Source organism: Enhydrobacter sp. (assembly GCF_030246845.1).
Taxonomy (GTDB): Bacteria; Pseudomonadota; Alphaproteobacteria; order Reyranellales; family Reyranellaceae; genus Reyranella.
Window position 1 is genome coordinate 4,526,528 of sequence record NZ_CP126889.1, and the last position, 14,692, is coordinate 4,541,219.

The 14,692-nt window shown below is 67.7% G+C and carries 18 protein-coding genes; 10 read left to right on the forward strand and 8 right to left on the reverse strand.

Annotated features, from left to right (window positions below; all coding sequences use genetic code 11):
* Positions 1-114: 114 nt before the first annotated feature.
* Positions 115-1,236, forward strand: coding sequence for an alpha/beta hydrolase (locus tag OJF58_RS22535; protein ID WP_300780048.1), 1,122 nt, complete (start codon positions 115-117; stop codon positions 1,234-1,236).
* 8 nt (positions 1,237-1,244) lie between these two features.
* Here OJF58_RS22535 and OJF58_RS22540 read toward each other — a convergent pair whose 3' ends face one another.
* The 3 genes from OJF58_RS22540 to OJF58_RS22550 are packed head-to-tail and all read right to left on the reverse strand — an operon-like array spanning position 1,245 to position 4,307.
* The gene (locus OJF58_RS22540; RefSeq protein WP_300780049.1) at positions 1,245-2,114 is read right to left on the reverse strand and encodes an HlyD family secretion protein; all 870 of its coding nucleotides are present in this window, start codon (positions 2,112-2,114) and stop codon (positions 1,245-1,247) included.
* Positions 2,111-2,317 carry a DUF1656 domain-containing protein gene (locus OJF58_RS22545; protein WP_300780050.1) on the reverse strand — a complete coding sequence of 69 codons (207 nt, stop codon included), beginning with the start codon at positions 2,315-2,317 and terminating at the stop codon, positions 2,111-2,113. The genes OJF58_RS22540 and OJF58_RS22545 overlap by 4 nt, the downstream gene beginning before the upstream one ends.
* On the reverse strand, positions 2,304-4,307 hold the full coding sequence (locus OJF58_RS22550; RefSeq protein ID WP_300780051.1) for an FUSC family protein: 2,004 nt from the start codon (positions 4,305-4,307) through the stop codon (positions 2,304-2,306). The genes OJF58_RS22545 and OJF58_RS22550 overlap by 14 nt, the downstream gene beginning before the upstream one ends.
* Before the next feature lie 104 nt (positions 4,308-4,411).
* On the opposite strand from OJF58_RS22550, the gene OJF58_RS22555 reads away from it, so the two are divergent.
* Positions 4,412-4,879, forward strand: a complete 468-nt coding sequence (locus OJF58_RS22555; RefSeq protein WP_300780053.1) for a hypothetical protein — start codon at positions 4,412-4,414, stop codon at positions 4,877-4,879.
* A gap of 6 nt (positions 4,880-4,885) precedes the next feature.
* Here OJF58_RS22555 and OJF58_RS22560 read toward each other — a convergent pair whose 3' ends face one another.
* A complete protein-coding gene (locus OJF58_RS22560; RefSeq protein WP_300780054.1) occupies positions 4,886-5,902 on the reverse strand; it encodes an MBL fold metallo-hydrolase in 1,017 nt (338 codons plus the stop codon).
* A gap of 122 nt (positions 5,903-6,024) precedes the next feature.
* On the opposite strand from OJF58_RS22560, the gene OJF58_RS22565 reads away from it, so the two are divergent.
* The gene (locus OJF58_RS22565) at positions 6,025-6,963 is read left to right on the forward strand and encodes a hypothetical protein (protein ID WP_300780056.1); all 939 of its coding nucleotides are present in this window, start codon (positions 6,025-6,027) and stop codon (positions 6,961-6,963) included.
* A gap of 12 nt (positions 6,964-6,975) precedes the next feature.
* On the opposite strand, the gene OJF58_RS22570 is transcribed toward OJF58_RS22565, so the two are convergent.
* Positions 6,976-7,542, reverse strand: coding sequence for an NnrU family protein (locus OJF58_RS22570; RefSeq protein ID WP_300780058.1), 567 nt, complete (start codon positions 7,540-7,542; stop codon positions 6,976-6,978).
* A gap of 103 nt (positions 7,543-7,645) precedes the next feature.
* On the opposite strand from OJF58_RS22570, the gene OJF58_RS22575 reads away from it, so the two are divergent.
* Positions 7,646-8,215 carry a hypothetical protein gene (locus tag OJF58_RS22575; RefSeq protein WP_300780059.1) on the forward strand — a complete coding sequence of 190 codons (570 nt, stop codon included), beginning with the start codon at positions 7,646-7,648 and terminating at the stop codon, positions 8,213-8,215.
* A gap of 2 nt (positions 8,216-8,217) precedes the next feature.
* Here the strand turns inward: OJF58_RS22575 and OJF58_RS22580 are convergent, their stop codons facing one another.
* Together OJF58_RS22580 and bamE are read right to left on the reverse strand one after the other, a co-directional pair.
* Positions 8,218-8,853 carry an isochorismatase family protein gene (locus tag OJF58_RS22580; protein ID WP_300780060.1) on the reverse strand — a complete coding sequence of 212 codons (636 nt, stop codon included), beginning with the start codon at positions 8,851-8,853 and terminating at the stop codon, positions 8,218-8,220.
* A 4-nt stretch (positions 8,854-8,857) separates the two neighbouring features.
* Positions 8,858-9,145, reverse strand: coding sequence for an outer membrane protein assembly factor BamE (bamE, locus tag OJF58_RS22585; RefSeq protein WP_300780061.1), 288 nt, complete (start codon positions 9,143-9,145; stop codon positions 8,858-8,860).
* 12 nt (positions 9,146-9,157) lie between these two features.
* Here bamE and OJF58_RS22590 point away from each other — a divergent pair, with 12 nt between their 5' ends.
* The 3 genes from OJF58_RS22590 to OJF58_RS22600 are packed head-to-tail and all read left to right on the forward strand — an operon-like array spanning position 9,158 to position 12,084.
* Complete coding sequence (locus OJF58_RS22590; RefSeq protein ID WP_300780062.1) at positions 9,158-10,483, forward strand: pyridoxal phosphate-dependent aminotransferase; 1,326 nt, start codon at positions 9,158-9,160, stop codon at positions 10,481-10,483.
* A gap of 33 nt (positions 10,484-10,516) precedes the next feature.
* Positions 10,517-11,290, forward strand: coding sequence for an ABC transporter ATP-binding protein (locus tag OJF58_RS22595; protein ID WP_300780063.1), 774 nt, complete (start codon positions 10,517-10,519; stop codon positions 11,288-11,290).
* The gene (locus OJF58_RS22600; RefSeq protein WP_300780064.1) at positions 11,287-12,084 is read left to right on the forward strand and encodes an ABC transporter permease; all 798 of its coding nucleotides are present in this window, start codon (positions 11,287-11,289) and stop codon (positions 12,082-12,084) included. Before OJF58_RS22595 ends, OJF58_RS22600 begins: the two co-directional genes overlap by 4 nt.
* Before the next feature lie 2 nt (positions 12,085-12,086).
* Here the strand turns inward: OJF58_RS22600 and mepA are convergent, their stop codons facing one another.
* Positions 12,087-12,938 (reverse strand): penicillin-insensitive murein endopeptidase, encoded by an 852-nt coding sequence (gene mepA, locus OJF58_RS22605; RefSeq protein WP_300785368.1) that lies wholly within the window; start codon positions 12,936-12,938, stop codon positions 12,087-12,089.
* A 36-nt stretch (positions 12,939-12,974) separates the two neighbouring features.
* On the opposite strand from mepA, the gene OJF58_RS22610 reads away from it, so the two are divergent.
* The 3 genes from OJF58_RS22610 to OJF58_RS22620 are packed head-to-tail and all read left to right on the forward strand — an operon-like array spanning position 12,975 to position 14,627.
* Entirely contained in the window at positions 12,975-13,514 is a 540-nt protein-coding gene (locus tag OJF58_RS22610) for an enoyl-CoA hydratase/isomerase family protein (protein ID WP_300780066.1), read from the forward strand.
* Entirely contained in the window at positions 13,489-13,776 is a 288-nt protein-coding gene (locus OJF58_RS22615; RefSeq protein ID WP_300780067.1) for a hypothetical protein, read from the forward strand. Before OJF58_RS22610 ends, OJF58_RS22615 begins: the two co-directional genes overlap by 26 nt.
* 5 nt (positions 13,777-13,781) lie before the next feature.
* The gene (locus tag OJF58_RS22620) at positions 13,782-14,627 is read left to right on the forward strand and encodes a TauD/TfdA family dioxygenase (RefSeq protein WP_300780069.1); all 846 of its coding nucleotides are present in this window, start codon (positions 13,782-13,784) and stop codon (positions 14,625-14,627) included.
* The last annotated feature ends 65 nt before the right edge of the window (positions 14,628-14,692 follow it).

A 14,692-nucleotide genomic window follows, 5' to 3' on the forward strand; every position in this document is an offset into this window, starting at 1 on the left:
TTCGACGAATTGGCTGGAACGCCAGGTGCGAGTTGCGTTCGCGGGCGCTCGGCCGACTTGCGGATGGTGATCCAGAGCGGAAACGATATCTATTCAGTTTTGATTGCTGACGAAGTGAGCGTCGCCACCGGCGCATCCCCCGACGCCGCGTTCAGTTTGATCGCCAGTCCCGAGGCATGGGACGAGTTTGCCAAACCGGTGCCGGCGGTGGGCTATCAGAGCATCGTCGCCATGGTGCGCATGGGGCATCTGCGGGTCGAGGGCGATGTGCTGGAGTTCGGGCGGCATCTGCTGTTCCTGGCGCAGCTCTTTGCGTCGTTGAGGACGGTCGACAAGAGCATGAGCGAGCAGGATGCTCGCGGTCCGGAAGAGCCCATGATCGAGCCCGTTGTCGGGCGGTATCTGCGGCTCGATCTCGACGGGCGGCCGCATCGCATCTATTTCGAAGAGGCGGGGCAGGGGATACCGCTGGTCTGCCTGCACACCGCCGGCGCCGACGGGCGGCAGTATCGCGCGCTCCTGAACGATCGCGGGATCACGGCGCGTTTCCGGGTGATCGCTTTCGATCTGCCGTGGCACGGCAAGAGCTCACCGCCGCCCGGCTTCGAGCGCGAGCGCTATCGGCTCACCACCGATCTCTATGTCGATACGGTGATGGCGGTCTGCCGCGCGCTCAAGCTCGAGCAGCCGGTGGTGATGGGCTGCTCGATCGGCGGGCGCGCGGTACTGCACCTGGCGCTGCGCCATGGCAACTACTTCCGGGCGGCGATCGGGCTGCAGTCGGCGACCCATGCCGATCCGGGCGCCGACACGCGGCTGCGCGATCTCGGCATCCTGCACCGGCCCGACGTGCACGGGCAGGAGGCGGCGGCGGGTTCGGTCGCCTGCCTGATCGCGCCGACGTCGCCGGAAGCGGAGAAATGGGAGACGCTCTGGCACTACATGCAGGGTGGCCCCGGCATCTTCCTGGGCGACCTGCACTACTATTTCACCGACGGCGATCTGCGGAACGGGCTGCTGGACGGGCTCGACACCAGGCGCTGCCCGCTTCACCTGCTGACGGGCGAGTACGACATCTCCGCCACGCCCGCGCTCACCGCCGAGCTCGCGAAGCTCGTGAAGGCGACCTCGTTCCGGGTGATGGAGGGGCTCGGCCACTTTCCCATGAGCGAGAACCCGGCGCAGTTCCGCAAGTACCTGCTGCCGGTGCTGGAGCGGATCGCGGATGCGGGGTGAGGGGCCGATCACCGCTCCACGATCTCGACCGTGGCGGTGAGGCCGATGGCGAGGGTGACGTCTTTGGGCACGGAATCGAGCTCGACGCGGACGGGGATGCGCTGGGCGAGGCGGATCCAGGTGAAGATCGGATTGACCGAGGGCAGGCCCGCGGCGTCGGGCTGGGCGTTGGGGATCATGATGCCGTGCGAGATGCCGGCGACATGGCCCTCGATCGGCGTCCGATAGCCCATCAGCGACACCAGCGCGCGATCGCCGATTTTGATGCGGCGGAGCTGGGTCTCCTCGAAGTAGCCCTCGACCCAGTAGCTGTCGGTGTCGACCAGCGACAGCACGCGCTGGCCGGCGGTGGCGTAGTCGCCGGCCTGGACCGTGAGGTTGGTGACGTAGCCATTGACCGGCGAGGCCAGCCGGGTGCGCTGCAGGTTCACCCGGGCACGCTCGAGCGCAGTCTTGGCCTGGTCGAGATTGGCCTCGGCGATGCGGGCCTGCGCGGCGTAGGTCTGCTGCTCCTCGACCGAGATCGAGAGCGCACTGAGCTTCAGCCGCCGCTCGGCCTGCAGGCGCGTATTGTCGAGGTTGGCCTGGGACTGGGCCAGCACGGCCTGTGCGTTATCGAGGGCGAGCTTGTAGTCGGTCTTGTCGATCTGCAGCAGCGGGTCGCCCTTGCGCACGGCCTGGTCGGCCTTGATCGGCAGCTCGACGATCTGGCCCGACACCTCGGGCACGATCCGGATCACATAGGCGCGCACCGTGCCGTCGCGCGTCCAGGGTGTCTCCATATAGGCCTGCCAGGCCAACCGGCCGAGCAGGGCGGCCAGCACGACGGCGAGCACCGTCAGCGCGATCCGGCCCAGGACTGCCGTCGTGCCTCTCACAGCCGGCCCGCGGCGAGGACGATCGCCGACAGGACCATCACATAGACGGCGCTGTTGAACAGGGCGGGGTGCCAGACCCGGCGCGCCAGGTCCCAGCGGTCGGCGAGGCGGCGCAACGGCCATGTCGCGAGCCAGGCCAGCAGGAGCATGGGCGCGATCGGCGCGACGTAGACGCCGAACAGATCGAAGTCAGTGTAGCGCATGAGCGAGCATACCGAGCGGCGAGAGCGACGCCAGCACCTGCCGTGGGGGCATGGCGAAGAAGTTACGATGGCGGTCGATGGCATCGGCAATGACCCGTGCCGCCACCCGGCAGCGCAATTGTTCCGTCGTGGCCTCGCCGCCGCCCGCGGCATGGAACTGCTCGAAGGCGTAAAGCCGGTCGCGCGCCGCTTGCGCATTGCCGGCCGCAAAATCGGCGAGCGCGCGGTCGAGGGTCGCGCGTGCGTCGAGCGTCCGGTGCGGGCGGCGCAGGAAGATGATCGAGTCGCCGACCGACAGGGCGGCGACTAGCCGCGCGCCCTGCTCGGGCGAGGTTTCGGCAGGCAAGGCGGCCAGGCGCTCGGACATCAGGGTGGTCCAGGCGCCGCGATTGGGGCCGCGGCGCGCGACGGCCAGGCGCCGCGTGTCGCGCAAGGCGCGCGCCAGAAGGCGCTCGACACGGTAGGCAGGCGAGAGCGGTGGCACGAGGCGCAGGGCGAGCGCCGCCGTCACGGTGCCGCCCACGATCCCGAGGGCGAGATTCAGGAAGTTGCCGACATCGTAGTGCGGCAGGTTCGAGGGACCGAGCAACGGGATGAAGTTGGCCGCCATGCCGAGGAAGATCGCTCGCCCGCGCGTGCCGGTGGAGAGCGCACCGAGCGGCGTCAGCACCAGCGCCACGACCACGGCGAACGAGGTGAAGTCGGAAAAGGCGGGCAGGACGGCGAAATTCACGACCGCCGCCAGCGCCGCGGCCAGCATGGTGCCGACGGTGAAGCCGATCACGGCGGAGTAGGCTTCCTCGCGCGGCGAGAACAGGATCACGCCAACCGCCGCGAAGGTGACCATCATCGGCCCGGCCGACCAGGCGGTCTCGATCCAGAACAGCTCGGCCGCCGCCAGCGCCACGACGACGCGGAAGGCGTTCACGAAGGCCGGCATGAGATCCGGCACGACGAGGTGCAAGCGGCCGCGCCGGGGGGCTTCGCGGCGGCTGCCCTCGATCAGGCCGAGACTGTCGGCCGCCCGTTGCAGGGCGAGCTGGGCGCGCACGAGGTTGTCGATCATGAAGCGCGTCGCGACGTCCGGCGTCGGCAGTGCCAGCAGCCGCCGCGCCGTCCGGTTGAAGGCGCGGCCGTCCATGGTCAGCATCGACCGCAGTCGGGCGGCGAGCGCGCGATGCCAGTCGCTGCCCATGACCTCGAGATGGTTGGCGATGGCCCGCCACGAGGACAGCGCCGAGAAGAAGCCCTCGATGCCGGCCTGCAGCGCCTGGCGCCGGTAGCGCAGCTCGGCCGATTCGCCGATCGCCTCGTCGACCGCCGCATGCAGGCCGACGACCCGGCCGACCAGATCGCGGCGGCGGGCTCGGGCGGAGGGCGGATCGCCGCCGATGGCGAGCGTCTCGGCGAGCCCGTGTGCGATCGTGTCGAGCGTCGCCGTGAAGGAACGCGCGAGGGTGGCGCGCGCCCGGCCGAAGTCGGTGAGGGTGAGCACGAGGCCTGCACTCACGATGCCGATGCCGATCTCGGTGCCGCGCATCACGGCGAGCTCGAAGGCTTCGCCGGGGGCATTGACGGCATCGGCGAAGACGATCGCCGCCGTGTAGCCCGCGAGCGCGGCGGCATAGCTCGCGAAGTTGCGCAGGATGGTGGCGAGGAAGCCGCAAAGCCCGCACCACAGCGTCAATGCGGCCAGCATCCCGAAGCGGTCCTGCGGGAAAGCGGCTGTCAAAACGACGATGGCGATGGCGCCGATCACCGTGCCGATGGCACGGAAGCGGCCTTTGCGGAGAGAGGCGCCGAGCACCGGCTGGCAGACGATGCCGGCCGAGGTGCCGGCCCAGAAGGCATTCTCGAGTTCGAGCTTGTAGGCGACGAACAGCGCCAGCAGCACCGAAGCCGAGAGCCGCAACCCGAACAGGATGGCAGCGACCACGGGAGACGGTGCGGCGTCGGGCGCCTCGCCGTCCAGTGTCGCTGCTGCGCTCATGCCCGATCGTGCTCTTCCATGCGAAGGCGATCAATCGCTCTGCGTCGAGCAGATCTCGGGGCGAGGCGGTGGACCGGGTCCCGTTTCCCGAGGCATAAGTGGGCATGCCTTCGCTTTCCCGACAGCTCGATCCGGCCGAGCGCCGACGTCTCGACGAGCGCTTCTCCCGGCTGATCTGGGATCAGGTGCGGCCGTGGGCCTACATGGACACCGACGGGCTGGAGTTGCGGCGGTTCGACGGCAGCCCGATTTCCTTCGCGCCGGCCTCGCTCGACGGCGCGCCGCGTCAGACGCTGTGGCACAGCAACTACATCGAGCCTTTCCTGGAGGCGATCTGCCGCGAGGAGACGAGGGATGCGGCGAGCCGTCCGGCGCGCGAGCGCGCCGCCCTGCGCCATGCGCTCGCCGCGGGGATCCTGCGGGTCTACCTTACCATGCAGGAGGTCGACTGGCACATGCACGGCGACGGCGTGGCGGGGCATCACCTCAAGCAGGAGATCGAGGCCGACGTCGCGCGCATGGTGGCCTATCTCGATGGCTGCCTGGCGGGTTCTGCCGCCCGGGCAGCCTGAGGCAGGCTACTTCACCATCGCGAAACGATCGCGCTGGGCGCGGGCGCACTCGCCCATCACGTCGAGGGCGCGCTGGACGGCCGAGGTTCCGATCACGAACGGATTGGAACCGTCGGGCGCGGCGCGCAGGCGCGCGAGCTTGGCCGGCGCCTCGTCGAACGAGGAATGGTTCGAGATCAGGACATCGATCTTCTGTTGCTGCGCCAGCGCCTGCATACGGTCGGTCGAGGCGATATAGGCGTCGAGCCGGGCAAAATCGGCGCCGAAATTGAAGCCGGTGCCGCCCCATTCGAGCACGCGGTGGCGCACGCCGTGCCAGGTGACGTCGAAGACCGGCGAGATAGCGCCGAGCGTGTGACCCGGCGTGACGTAGAGGGTGACCGTGGTGCCATCCAGCGTGATGGCCTCGCCGTCGTGTGCGGCGATATCCCGCCCCTTGACCCGGTGCGGCGGTGCATCCCAGTAGGCCGAGCGGAACTCGAGATTGGTCGCGGTCATGGTCCAGTCGGCGTCGCTCATGACGACCCGCGGACGGTAGCGGCCGACGAGGTAGTTCACGCCGCCATAGTGGTCGCCGTGACCATGGGTGACGACGATGTACTTGATGCGCGCCGGGTCGAGGCCCAACTGGCGCAGACCGCCCTCGATCAGCCGCGCCGCTTCCTTGCCGTTGTTGAGCGCATCGAGAAGGATGATGCCGTCCGACGTGTCGAGCGCCCAGGCGCTCACCCAGGCGTCGCCCAGGAAATAGAGATTGTCGAATGCCTTGCCCGGTGGCGGCGCCGGCTTGGCGATCAGCGCGGCCAGCCTGTGGTCGTCACCCTTGGGGCGGGTGGCGGGCGCCGGCTTGCAGAGAGCGAGGAACGGCTTGAGGTCGGATCCGGCGGCCCGGGTCGCAGCGTCGATGTGGGCCTGCACCGTGGCTAGGGAAGCACCCTGGATCGTGGGCTTTGTCGTGCAGGCAGCCACGGTCATGAGCGCGAGGACGAGGCCGGCGAGGGCCAAAAGCAGGCCACGTGTCATGGCGTTCCTCATGTCGGTCGAGCGCGGGGCGACGCAAGGATGCTCCTATCAACCCCGCTGCCATAGTGGAACCCCCTGTGAGCGTTGCCGTTTTCCCCCGCAGTAGCCCGACGGAGGACACGATGGCCAGTGCCACGACCGAAGTGATCCCTGACGATACGCCGTTGTCCGCCGTGTCATGGGGGGCCGTCATCGCCGGCGGCTTCGTGACCGCCGCCCTCATGCTGTTCCTGGCGGCGCTGGGCACGGGCATCGGGCTGTCGGCCGTTTCGCCGTGGAGCCACCCGGGATTCCGGACCACCCACGCCGCGACCGGGGCCGGTATTTATCTCATGCTCGCCGCCATCATCGCGTCGGCCATCGGTGGCTACATCGCCGGCCGCCTGCGGCGGCGCTGGCTGGGGGTGGACGAGCACGAAGTCTATTTCCGCGATACGGCGCACGGCTTCCTTGCGTGGGCATTCGCGACCGTGCTGGGCGCTTCGGTCCTTGCCACTGCCGCGGCGGCCATCTTGGGCACGGCGCTCGGCGTCGCCTCGACCGGTCGAAACGGCGAGCGCTTCGATACCGCGCCCTATGTCGATCGCCTGCTGCGGCCGCAGCTTACGGCACCCCAGCCGGCTCCCGCACCCGGCACCCCCGGTTCGACCGCCGACAGGACGCAAACCGTGCGCCCGGTCGTGCTCGGCGGGCCAGCGCTCGCGGAGACGCGCGCAATGCTCGGCCGTCTTCTGTTGCAGAGCCTTCCCGAAGGCGGGGCACGGCGGGCCGATGGGCTCGCGACGGAGGACCGGGCCTATATGGGACAGATCGTGACTGTGTACACAGGCCTCGATCAGGGCCAGGCAGAACAGCGGATTTCCGAGGTGGTCGGGCAAATGAGGGTGACGGCCGATGCGGCCCGGCGGGCCGCCCGCAACTTCGCGCTGTGGCTCGCCGCCGCGCTGCTGTTTGGCGCCTTTGCGAGCAGCCTCGCCGCACTGGAAGGCGGTGGCCTGCGGGACGGCCGGCTGCGCTACGGCCCGCGCCTGGCCGTCCATCGCGTGAGATCCCAACCCTAGCGCGGGTTCCTCTCAGACGATCGGCAGGCCGATCACCAGAGGGTGCAGCCAGAACATGACGACGAAGGCGACGGTGCCGATGCCGACCGCGATGCCGTCGCCCACAGTGACGGGCATGGTGCGCGCCCCGGTGTCGCCGCGGTGTTTCACGGCGATACGGTCGTAGACCGCCCAGAGGAGGAAGGCCCCGAACAGGACGAGCGCACCGAGGTCGCCGTTTGCCAGGAGATGCGCCAGCGCCCAGGTCTTGACCGCCACCAGCATGGGATGGCGCAGCGCACCCTTGATCTTGCCGGCCGGACCGTAGGCGGCGGCCAGGGCGACGAACGCGAACCACATCAGAACCGTCGCGACCGGCCGCAGAGCCTCGGGTGGGGTCCAGAGCTGGACGTAGTCGTGGGCACGGTATCGGCCGAAGCCCCAGATGATGAGGGCGAGGCCGACCGCCGCGATCACCGAGTAGAGCCCCTTGTAGCCACCTTCGCCCAGGCGTTCGATCAGCGCGGCGCGCGGCCCGCGCAGCGTCGTGAAGGTGTGGATTCCGAGGAAGACGACAAGACCGACGACCAGCACGGCCATGGGTGGCTCTCCATATCGATACTCAGCCTCGACATAACATGGTCGCAACTTTCGCCTGTGAACAACGTTTATGTTGCAAGTCCGCAAAGGCGGACAAAGGGCCATGTGGTTTTCGAGATGCATTTCCGCCTTGCTGGTGGCGGCTCTTCCGCTGATCGCTGTGGCCCAGCCGCGCGTTCCGGCTGCGGAAACCGATTGTCCCTATGAGGAGCCTGACTCGGTCCAGATAAGCTGGACCTCGCCATGCGAGCAGGGCACGTGGCTGCTCGACACGGAAACAGGTTGCCGGATGTGGGATTGGCATCCCGATCCGAACGACAGGGCGATCTGGAGTGGCGCCTGCCCGCGCGGGCAGAAGCAGGGCTACGGCGTGCTGCAATGGTTCGAGCACGGGCAGCCCATCGACCGTTTCGAGGGAACCTACGTCGACAACCGCCGTGAAGGCTTCGGCCGTTACGACTGGAACGCGACCGACCACTACGAGGGCCTATATGCCGACGGTGTCCCGCAGGGCTTCGGCACGGCCAGCATCGCGGGCGAGTTGTTCTCCGGCGTCTGGCACAAGGGCTGTTTCCGCAAGGCCGACCGCGTGGTCGCCATCAACGTTCCGCGCAAATCGTGCGGTCCCGGCGTCTCGGCGTCGCTCGGCGGGGCGCGCTCGGCCAGCTTTTGAGCTCAACCACTGTTGCGGCGCGCCCAGCTTTCGATGAAGTCGGTACAGAAGGCACGGTCGACAACGTCGACATAGCGCCGACCGATGTCGCGCAGATTGTCGCGATGCGGCTGCTCCTCGATGTCGCCGACGCAATCTTCCGGCACCAGGGTGCGGTAGCGCAGGCTGAAGCTGTCCAGCGCCGTGCCGCGAATGCAGCCCGACGTATTGCAGCCGGTGACGATCACCGTATCGACGCGTTCCTTGGTGAAATAGTTGGCGACGCCGGTCTCGAAGAAGATAGAGGGGCCTTTCTTGGTCACCTGCAGGTCGTACGCCGGATCGTAGATGCGCGGATCGAGCTTCGTGCTGGGATGGCTGTGCAGGAAGGTCTCGCGCACCGCCGTGATCTTCCAGTAAGGCATCTCCCGTTCGTTGAGATATGCAGTATTGCAGACCGCCACCGGCACGCCGTGCCGGCGCGCCACCTCCAGGAGCTTCGCAGTATTCTCGACCGCGCGCATGACGAGCGGCGCGCCACCCAGCGGATACTGCGCGTCGGTGAAGCCGAGCTGGAAGTCGACCACGACGATGCCCGGCTTCTGGCCGGTGCCGACAGGGATTTCGCCATAGCTGCGACGCTGGTAGTCGTCTGTCATGTCGTCAACTCGGATGCGCGACGGTGGCACGGCCGAAAGTATCGACCTTGCCGTTGGTGTAGCAGACATAATAGGGGTCGGACATGCTCCACGGCACGCGGCTCCAGAAATCCTTGAGGACGGTATAGCGAGCGCATTCGCGGCCAGCGGTATTGGTCGTGAGGTCGGGCGGACCAATCACGGCCGAGACCTGCTCCCGCGTCATGCCGGCATGCACCTGATCCATGCTCGAGCCGTGGACGCAGCCGGCAACGAGGAAGGCGGTCAGCAAGGCAGCAGCGGAACGCTTCATCGGTGACTCCAGATGATCGGGACGACGATAAGCCACCCTTGGCCTGCCCGCCAAGAATCGTCGGCAACTGCCAAGGTGGCGAAAATCCGGCCGATGGGCTACGTCCGATGTATGCAAAGTGGTTCTCGTTTCAAGCTGCCCGGACTCGAAGCCGGGCTGAGTGGTTCCATCGCCAAGTTGCCCGAGACGCCGATCACGGAAGTCTCCATGTCGGTCTTTGGCGATCCCGACGTCGTGCCGCTCTGGTTTGGCGAGAGCGACCTCGTCACCCCGAGTTTCATCAGCGACGCTGCAGCCAAGGGCCTGAAGGCGGGCGAGACCTTCTACACCTGGCAGCGCGGGGTGCCCGAGCTGCGCGCGGCGCTGTCGGCCTATACGGAACGGCTCTACGGCATCAAATGTCCGGTCGATCGCATCAGCGTCACGACCGGCGGCATGCAGGCGATCCTGCTGGTATGCCAGCTCCTGCTCGATCCGGGCGACAACATCGTGATCGTCTCGCCCATCTGGCCCAATATCACGTCGGCCGTGAAGCTGGTGCATGGCGAGCCGAAGTACGTGCCGCTGGACAGGACGACGGGCGGCGGCTGGAAGCTCGACCTGCAGCGGCTGTTCGAGACGGCCGACGAGCGCACGCGGGCGATCTTCATCAACTCGCCGGGCAATCCCACCGGATGGACGATGAGCGCCGACGAGCAGCGCGCGGTGCTCGACTTCGCGCGCGAGCGCGGCCTGTGGGTGATGGCCGACGAAGTCTACGCCCGGCTCACCTTTGTCCTGCGCGCCGACGGCCGCCAGGTGGCGCCGTCCTTTCTCGAAATCGCCGGGCCGGACGATCCGCTGATTGTGCTGAACAGCTTTTCCAAGCCCTGGGCGATGACCGGCTGGCGCATCGGCTGGCTCACCCATCCGGCAGCGCTCGGCGACCAGTTCGCCAAGCTGGTGCAGATCAACACCTCTGGCCTGCCGGCCTTCCTGCAGCGCGGCGCGGTGGCGGCGCTCGAGAAGGGTGATGCCTTCGTTGCGGAGATGGTGCGCCGCTGCGAAGCCGGTCGCGAGCTGGCGTTCCAGCGCCTGTCCGGCCTGCCGCGTGTCACTATTGCGCGCCCGGAGGCAGCCTTCTACGCCTTCTTCAGTGTCGACGGGGTCAAGGACACATTCGCCTTCTGCATGAAGCTCGCAAAGGAGTACAAGGTCGGCCTCGCGCCGGGCGAGGCGTTCGGCCCGGGCGGGCAGGGCAACCTTCGCCTTTGCTTCGCGTCGAGCCCGGAGCGTCTCAGCCAGGGCCTCGATCGCATCGAGGCGGCGGTGAAGGCGCTTGCGCCAGGTGCGGCATAGCGGAGCCGAAAGGCTCTTGTTGTTGGATGAAGGATGTCGGCAGCCCCCTCCATCGATGTCCGCCACCTGCGCAAGGTGTATGGCGAGGTCGTCGCCGTCGATGACCTGACCTTCGCCGTGCCGCCGGGCGCGGTGCTGGGACTCCTCGGCGGCAACGGAGCGGGCAAGACCACGACCATCTCCATGCTGCTCGGTCTGCTCGAGCCGACGGCGGGTGAGATCCATGTCCTCGGCGTGGACATGCGCCGCCATCGCTATGCCGCGCTGCCGCGCATGAATTTCTCCTCGCCTTATGTCGACCTGCCGCACCGGCTGACCGTGCGGCAGAACCTTCAGTTCTATGGCCGACTCTATGGTGTCCGAACCCTGCACCGTCGCATCGAGGAGATCGCCGAGCACATGCAGGTTGCGCAGTTCCTCGATCGGCAGACCGGCAAGCTGTCGGCCGGGCAGAAGACGCGCGTGGCGCTTGCCAAGGCGCTGATCAACAAGCCCGATGTCCTTCTGCTCGACGAGCCGACGGCGTCGCTCGACCCCGACACGGCCGACTGGGTGCGCACCTACCTGAAGGACTACCAGGCCGGGACCCGTGCCACGATCCTGCTCGCCTCGCACAACATGTCCGAGGTCGAACGGCTCTGCGACGATGTCGTGCTGCTGCAGGCCGGCCGCATGTTCGACCGCGGCAGCCCGCGCGATCTCATCGCCCGCTTCGGCCGCGAGGACATGGAGGAGGTGTTCCTCGACATGGCGCGCGGGCGCGCCCGCGGCCTCGATTCCCTGCGCAAGGACAAGGCGGTACGATGAGCGGCTCTCTCGACCGGATCTATGCCCTGGTGCTGCGCCATATCCATATCTGGCGCAGCTCGATCATGCGGCTCGTCGACTCGATCTACTGGCCTGCCGTCCAGATGGTCATGTGGGGCTTCATGACCAAGTTCCTGCTGCCGCAATCCTCTTTCGTGGCGCAGGCGGCCGGCGTGCTGCTGTCGGGCCTGCTTCTGTGGGAAGTGGTGGTGCGCGGCAATCTCTCGCTCTCCATCGCCTTCCTCGAGGAAATGTGGTCGCGCAATCTCGGCCACCTGTTCGTGAGCCCGATCCGCTCGTGGGAAATGGCGACCGGCATCATCATCGCGGCGCTCCTGCGCACGTTGCTGGGGTTGATCCCGGTGTCGCTGATGGCCTGGGCCTTCTTCGGCTTCTCGATCTACAGCCTCGGCCTGCCGCTGCTTGCCTTCTTCCTCATCCTGCAGATGTTCTCGTGGTCGATCGGGCTCGCGATGTCGGGGCTCATCATGCGTGTCGGGCAGAGCGCGGAAAGCTTCGCCTGGGCGGCCGTTTTCATCCTGATGCCGATCAGCGGCGTCTACTATCCGATCTCCGTCCTGCCGCATTGGCTGCAGCTCTTCGCCTATATCCTGCCGACGTCGTACGTGTTCGAGGGCATGCGGTCGATCCTGCTGCAGAACACCGTGCAGTGGCATTTGCTCGGCTTCGCCTTCGCCTTGTCGGTGCTGTATCTCGTCGTCGGCTTCCAGATCTTCCTGTGGTTCTTCCGCGCCTCCCGCCGCGCCGGCAGCCTGCTGACACAGGGCGAGTAGCGCTATTTGCCGGTTATCTTGACGGGCAGGTCCTCCGACGGCGCGTTCAGCACCGCGGCGCAGGCGGCCGGCAGCTTGGGCCGATAGGGTTTGTTCGGCGGAACGTCCTCGGCCGGGAAGACGACCGGCGGCTGCTTCAGCCACCAGTCGAGCGCCGCGCCGCAGCCGTCGTCGTGCGCATAGTCGGCCTGCGGCCGGCACTGCGGATTGTCCGGAGGACAACGGAGCCGCACGTGGAAGTGGGCATCGTGCCCGTACCAGGGCACGATCTTGCGCAGCCAGTGCCGGTCTCCGGTCACGGTGTGGCAGAGCCTGGCCTTGATCCAGCGGTTCACGAACAGGCGGTCGAGATGGGGCATCTCGGCCGCGGCCTTGAGGAGCTGCACGTGCTGCGGCCCGAACACCGTGTCGTCGATGCTGATGTCGTCGCGCACCAGCGGTCGCAGGCGCGGATGCTCGCGGTCCGGCGGAGGCAGGCGTGGGCCGGGATCGCGCTCGAACCAGATGTCGGCATCGAGGCCGTTCTGGTGACTGGCGTGTCCGGTCGGCGCCGGACCGCCGCGCGGCTGGCCGATGTCGCCGATCAGGAGCGGCGCCTGGCCGGCGGCGTGCATCCTGGCGCCCAGCTCTTCGATGAAGCGCAGCGTGACCGGCTGGCCCCAGTAGCGGTTGCGTCTGATGCGGATGGCCTCGAAGCCCAGGCCGTCGAAGGGAAGGGGCTGGGCTCCCCGGATGCAGCCCGCCGAGTAGAAGCCGATCGATTGCGTCGGGCCAGCCGCCGGCCTCCTGACGTCGGACCAGTCGAAGGCCGCACAGCCCAAGAGCGCGATCAGCGAAATGGCGAGACGCTTCATCTTGCGCAAGAATAGTCGCTCGCCGAGACTTTGCCCATGGCCGACTACGCCAACATCACCTTGACACGAGACGGCGCCCTGACGCGGCTGACGCTGAACCGGCCGGAGCGGCGCAATGCGCTGACGCAAGAGATGATGGTGGAACTCGAGGACGCCTTCAAAAGCGTAGCAGGCGACGATCGATGTCGCGCGCTGATATTGCGCGGGGCCGGCGGTCATTTCTCGGCCGGCGGCGACCTTTCGGTCATGGCCACGATGCCGCCCCAACCCGCCGACGGCGCCACCGACCCGATGTTCGCGAGCTATCGCCAGTTCGGCGACGCCCTGACCGCGTTGAACGCCGTGCCCCAGCCGACCGTCGCCGTCGTCGAGGGCACCGCCGTCGGCGGTGGCTTCGGCATGGCCTGCTGCTCCGACGTGGTGATCCTGCACGAGAGCGCGAGGTTCGGCCTGCCTGAGCCCAAGGCGGGCTTCATCCCCTCGCAGATCCTGCCCTTCATCGTGCGCCGCATCGGCGAAGGGGCGACACGCGACCTGTGTCACGGCGCGCGTGATCGACGCGGCGGAGGCCTATAGGCTCGGCGTGGGACGTCATCTCTGCAGCACTGCCGCCGACCTTGCGCGCACCCTCAGGGCCGTGATCGACGACATCCTGAAACTCGAGCCGCAGGCGGTGGCGGAGGTGAAGCGCCTCGTGCTGTCGACCGCGACCTCCGACGACCGGTCGGTCCTCGACGACGCGGCGCGCAGCCTGGTCGGGCTGTTGCGGCGGCCGCAGGCGAGCGAGGGCATCGCGGCCTTCATGAGGAAAACCGCACCGTCCTGGACGAAGGGGTGACAGGGATGAGGAACTATCGGCACATCGAGGTCAGGCCGATCGCCGGCGCGCTGGGTGCCGAGATCGCGGGTGTCGACATGGCGCGCGACCTCGATGACGAGGTGGTGGCCGAGGTCCGCCGCGCCTTTCTCGATCACCTGGTGATCTTCCTGCGCGATCAGAAGGTGACGCCGCAGCAACAGGTCGCTTTCGCCCGCCGCTTCGGCGAGCCGATCGAATATCCGCAGCTCAAGGGCCTGCCCGAAGCGCCCATGATCACGCCCGTCGTGAAGCTCGAGCACGAGCGCCACAATTTCGGCGGCATCTGGCATTCCGACACGACGTACCTGCCCGAGCCGCCGATGGGCAGCATGCTGCTGGCCCGCGAGGTGCCGCCCTATGGCGGCGACACCATGTTCGCCAACCAGTACCTCGCCTACGAGGCGCTGTCGGAGGGCCTCAGAAAGACACTCGAGGGGCTGGTCGGCATCAGCTCCTCGACCAAGGCCGACGTCACGCGCACGCGCGAGGATGCCCTCAAGCAGGCGGGCGCCGGGGCAACACCGAAGACGTTGCAGGCCGAGCACCCTCTCGTGCGTACCCATCCCGAGACCGGCCGCAAGGCGCTCTACACGAGCGATGCCCATACCGCCTGCATCAAGGGCTGGACCGAGGCGGAAAGCCTGCCGCTGCTGCGTTTCCTGTGGCAGCACCAGGTCCGCCCCGAGTTCACCTGCCGCTTCCGCTGGGAGGTGGGCTCGCTCGCCTTCTGGGACAATCGCTGCGCGATGCACAACCCGATCAACGACTATCACGGCTTTCGCCGGGTGATGCACCGCATCACGCTGGCTGGCGACAGGCCGCGAGTCTGACGAGGGCTTTGATGCGTCGAGGCTCTCCCAAGCTCCGTCTCCCGGACTTATGATTCCGGGTACGA

Excerpts from the sequence above, each read along its gene's own strand:
- OJF58_RS22545 (WP_300780050.1), bottom strand. The coding sequence starts at position 2,317 with ATGCGCTACACTGACTTCGATCTGTTCGGCGTCTACGTCGCGCCGATC.
- OJF58_RS22550 (WP_300780051.1), bottom strand. The coding sequence starts at position 4,307 with ATGAGCGCAGCAGCGACACTGGACGGCGAGGCGCCCGACGCCGCACCG.
- OJF58_RS22555 (WP_300780053.1), top strand. The coding sequence starts at position 4,412 with ATGCCTTCGCTTTCCCGACAGCTCGATCCGGCCGAGCGCCGACGTCTC.
- OJF58_RS22560 (WP_300780054.1), bottom strand. The coding sequence starts at position 5,902 with ATGACACGTGGCCTGCTTTTGGCCCTCGCCGGCCTCGTCCTCGCGCTC.
- OJF58_RS22565 (WP_300780056.1), top strand. The coding sequence starts at position 6,025 with ATGGCCAGTGCCACGACCGAAGTGATCCCTGACGATACGCCGTTGTCC.
- OJF58_RS22570 (WP_300780058.1), bottom strand. The coding sequence starts at position 7,542 with ATGGCCGTGCTGGTCGTCGGTCTTGTCGTCTTCCTCGGAATCCACACC.
- OJF58_RS22575 (WP_300780059.1), top strand. The coding sequence starts at position 7,646 with ATGTGGTTTTCGAGATGCATTTCCGCCTTGCTGGTGGCGGCTCTTCCG.
- OJF58_RS22580 (WP_300780060.1), bottom strand. The coding sequence starts at position 8,853 with ATGACAGACGACTACCAGCGTCGCAGCTATGGCGAAATCCCTGTCGGC.
- bamE (WP_300780061.1), bottom strand. The coding sequence starts at position 9,145 with ATGAAGCGTTCCGCTGCTGCCTTGCTGACCGCCTTCCTCGTTGCCGGC.
- OJF58_RS22590 (WP_300780062.1), top strand. The coding sequence starts at position 9,158 with ATGATCGGGACGACGATAAGCCACCCTTGGCCTGCCCGCCAAGAATCG.
- OJF58_RS22595 (WP_300780063.1), top strand. The coding sequence starts at position 10,517 with ATGTCGGCAGCCCCCTCCATCGATGTCCGCCACCTGCGCAAGGTGTAT.
- OJF58_RS22600 (WP_300780064.1), top strand. The coding sequence starts at position 11,287 with ATGAGCGGCTCTCTCGACCGGATCTATGCCCTGGTGCTGCGCCATATC.
- mepA (WP_300785368.1), bottom strand. The coding sequence starts at position 12,938 with ATGAAGCGTCTCGCCATTTCGCTGATCGCGCTCTTGGGCTGTGCGGCC.
- OJF58_RS22610 (WP_300780066.1), top strand. The coding sequence starts at position 12,975 with ATGGCCGACTACGCCAACATCACCTTGACACGAGACGGCGCCCTGACG.
- OJF58_RS22620 (WP_300780069.1), top strand. The coding sequence starts at position 13,782 with ATGAGGAACTATCGGCACATCGAGGTCAGGCCGATCGCCGGCGCGCTG.